Source organism: Luteococcus sp. (assembly GCF_043424415.1).
Taxonomy (GTDB): Bacteria; Actinomycetota; Actinomycetes; order Propionibacteriales; family Propionibacteriaceae; genus Luteococcus.
Window position 1 is genome coordinate 1 of sequence record NZ_JBHWOO010000315.1, and the last position, 3,017, is coordinate 3,017.

The 3,017-nt window shown below is 69.9% G+C and carries 3 protein-coding genes; all 3 read right to left on the bottom strand.

Going from position 1 to position 3,017, the window contains the following annotated elements; translation table 11 throughout:
• Nucleotides 1–173: 173 nt before the first annotated feature.
• Nucleotides 174–1,427, bottom strand: coding sequence for a type I-U CRISPR-associated protein Csb2 (gene csb2, locus ACHFFZ_RS17495; protein WP_394277855.1), 1,254 nt, complete (start codon nucleotides 1,425–1,427; stop codon nucleotides 174–176).
• Nucleotides 1,420–2,601 carry a type I-U CRISPR-associated RAMP protein Csb1/Cas7u gene (gene cas7u, locus ACHFFZ_RS17500; RefSeq protein ID WP_394277856.1) on the bottom strand — a complete coding sequence of 394 codons (1,182 nt, stop codon included), beginning with the start codon at nucleotides 2,599–2,601 and terminating at the stop codon, nucleotides 1,420–1,422. The genes csb2 and cas7u overlap by 8 nt, the downstream gene beginning before the upstream one ends.
• A gap of 31 nt (nucleotides 2,602–2,632) precedes the next feature.
• The coding region (locus tag ACHFFZ_RS17505; RefSeq protein WP_394277857.1) for a type I-E CRISPR-associated protein Cas6/Cse3/CasE at nucleotides 2,633–3,017 on the bottom strand (385 nt) is incomplete at its 5' end.

Sequence of the window (3,017 nt, forward strand, 5' to 3'; positions counted from 1 at the left end):
TGTCTCCGCGCCTTCACCGACAACACCACCCGCCTCACCACCACTAACCAGCTCCATTGCTCGTGACCCGCATGGCCAACGAACCACTACTAGTGGTTGTGTTCTTCGGTCATCATGACTCCTCCTACCCCCAGGGCATCGGAGCCACTTGCACCGTTTCTCTGGGGCTGGTGTCAGGTGGCGGTGATGGGGAGCAGGAGGGTGTGGTCGAGGTGGAGAGGTCCGGGGACGGGTCGGTCGAACAGGATGCTGGCGTGGGTCAGTTGGGGGTTGGTGTCGGTTGCTGGGGCGCCTGTCAGCCGTGAGGTGTCGTGGGTTTGGGCCTCGACCAGGGCCGCACCGTGGAGCTCGGCGAGGTGCTGGAGTTGGGCGATCAGGACCTCGGGGTCGGCGGTGACGGGTGCGGGGGTAGTCCAGGCCGTGGCCGTGGCGCAGGCAGCTGCCAGCTGGTCGGTGCGTGCTGCTGTTGTCGGGACTGGGCGTGGGCGGCTGGCGGTGACCTTCTGGTTGATGATGACGGTGACCGGTTCGATGAGTGCTGGGTGCACCAGGGCACCGGCGAGGTGGTCGGTGACCAGGCCACGGTCCTGTCGTTGCCAGTAGGCGGGCAGGAGTGCGTGTCCGTCAGGCAGGAGCGCAGCAATGGTGGTGACGTCGTCGGCCAAGGCACCGGGAAGGGGTAGCCAGGTCATGGTGGCCGCGACCTGCAGCAGTGTGCCGCGGCTGGGGTAGGTGACCGGTGGGGTGTGCTGCCCGCAGCGGGTGTGCCGGTATCGGGCGGTGTCCTGCCTGGCCATGCGGGGCTGGTAGCCGGGGTCGGGCACGGCTTGGCGTTGAGCATGGCGCTGGTCGAGCAGCTGCAGGGCGCGGGGGGTGGCGATGCGCAGCACGACATCGCCGTCGGGGTCGGGTTCCCACAGGTCCCCGACATCGGTGGGTGGCGTGAAGGCCTCGAGCCGGTCGATGACGACCGGGGTGGTGGGCCGGCCTAGGTAGGTCACTGCCCCGAGCAGTTCGTCCAGGGCCGGCAGATCGTGTGGTGCGAGGTCGGTGTGGTCGTGGTGGAGCCACACGGTGGCGGGGGCGGCGATGGTGGTGCCTCGCTCCGGGGGCTTGGGGATCTTGCTGGTGATGCCCTTGGCTCCCGCGGGGTTGCCGCGCTTCGAGGCGATGTTGACCGGGGGATCCACCGGAACCCAGCGGCTGACGTTGATGTCGCGGGCCGCGGCGGGTGGGGTCCACAAGGCAGGCACCGACCAGGTGTAGACGCGCTCGGCCAGTGCGATGTGGCGGCCGGTGGTGTGGGCGGCGTTCAGCAGGGCTGCGGCGATCCGGCTGGGGTGCGGTGGCCAGTCCGGGTCCCCGGCTGCGGTGTGGGCGTGATAGCTGCCCAGGGGGAAGCGGATGGCCAGTGTCAGCTCAGGCATCGGCGGCAGCGGTGTCGGCTTCAGCGGCGGCGATGTGCATGATGCGGTCCAGCACCGATCCCTTGGGAATGGTCACGTCCTGGGGCCCGTGCCATCCGGCCTGGACGCCGAGGGTACGCACGATCTCGACGAGGGTGTCGTGGTCGGGCACCTCCAGGGCTTCGGGGGCGCTGCCGTGGCGCCACACCTCGACGGTGCGGGTCGCGGTGACCAGTTCGGTGCCCGAGCGCAGCCGGGTGGCTCGTTGGGCGTGGTCGTGCAGCAGCAGCGCCAGGCAGGACAGCAGCACTCGTGCGGTCTCCGGCTCCTGGAGACCGTTGACCTGGCGAAGCCCTGCCAGGCTCAGCCACCACGAGCCGCGGATGTCGTCGTAGGTGACGTCGATGACGGCGCGGGACTCGTGGACCGGGGGCAGCGATCCCAGACCGAGTGAGGAAGGGCCCTTGGCGGTGGTCTTGGCCAGCGGTCCGAGCAGTGAGTCGACCTTGGCTGGCATCCGGCGGCGCCGCGCCACGCCGGTCGCGATGATCTCGGCGGTCATCACCCGCGCAGAGCGCATCTGCGGGCCCTGCTGGGCGTAGCCGGCCAGTGTCTGGGCTGCCTGTGTGTCGCCGTGCAGCGCATCGGTGCGGTCCTTGGCCGTGGTCTTGGCCTTCTTGGGATCGGTGACCAGGACCTGCGAGTGCCACCAGCCCATCAGCAGGGCGGTGGGGAACCAGTCCAGCAGTGGCTGTGCTGAGTCGACGGTCGCGGCCTGGATCTGGTCGAACGGAATCCCAGCTGCGGTCAGCTCGGCGATGCTGGCCCGCCAGATCGCATCGGCGTGGCGGTGGGACAGCCGGGCGCTGGTGGTCAGCAGCTCGCCCTGGTCGTCGATGAAGCGCACCAGGGGAAGCCCGACCTGATCGGCGAGGTCCTCGGCGGCGGCCTCCATGCGGGAGGCCTGGGAACCGACCGAGTCGATCACCACGGCCTGGCGGCCGTCGGGCAGGTCGAACTCGCCGTGGACGTCCTCGACGGGCTTGCCGCCGGTGCCGCCGGCGCGCAGCGTTCCTGCAGGCGGGGCGATGGTGGGCATCGGCGAGCGGTAGTCGGTGCTGATCGAGATCCCGGCGGCGGACGGGTCGTTCAACAGGCTGGTCAGGGTGGCGACGAAGGGGTGCTGGGTGCTCATTGGGTTCTCCTGTGAATCCGATAGAGGGGGGTCAGTGGGTGGGGTTGGCGACGACCACGGGCATGCCCAGGCCGTAGGCGCGGCCTCGGCCGATGCCGGTGGCGTGGGCGGCCTCGGCCATGGCCGGGTCGGTGATGGTGATGGTGGTGGTGATGTCGCGCACGGTGAGCCACACCTGCCCATTGCCGGGTTGGCCGAAGCGCTTGGCGGGGCTGAAGGCCAGGTCGGCGGGTTCCATGCCTGCTGCGCGCAGTTGGCGGGTGATGGTGGCCTCGAACCTGTCGTCGGACAAGGGCTTGTAGACGATCTTGTCGTCCTGGTCTCGGGCGCGGGCGCTGGCAGCGACGCGCAGCACCAGGCGGGAGCCGTCGACCAGGGGCAGCGTCTCGACCGGCTCCAGGGCCTGGTCGATACAG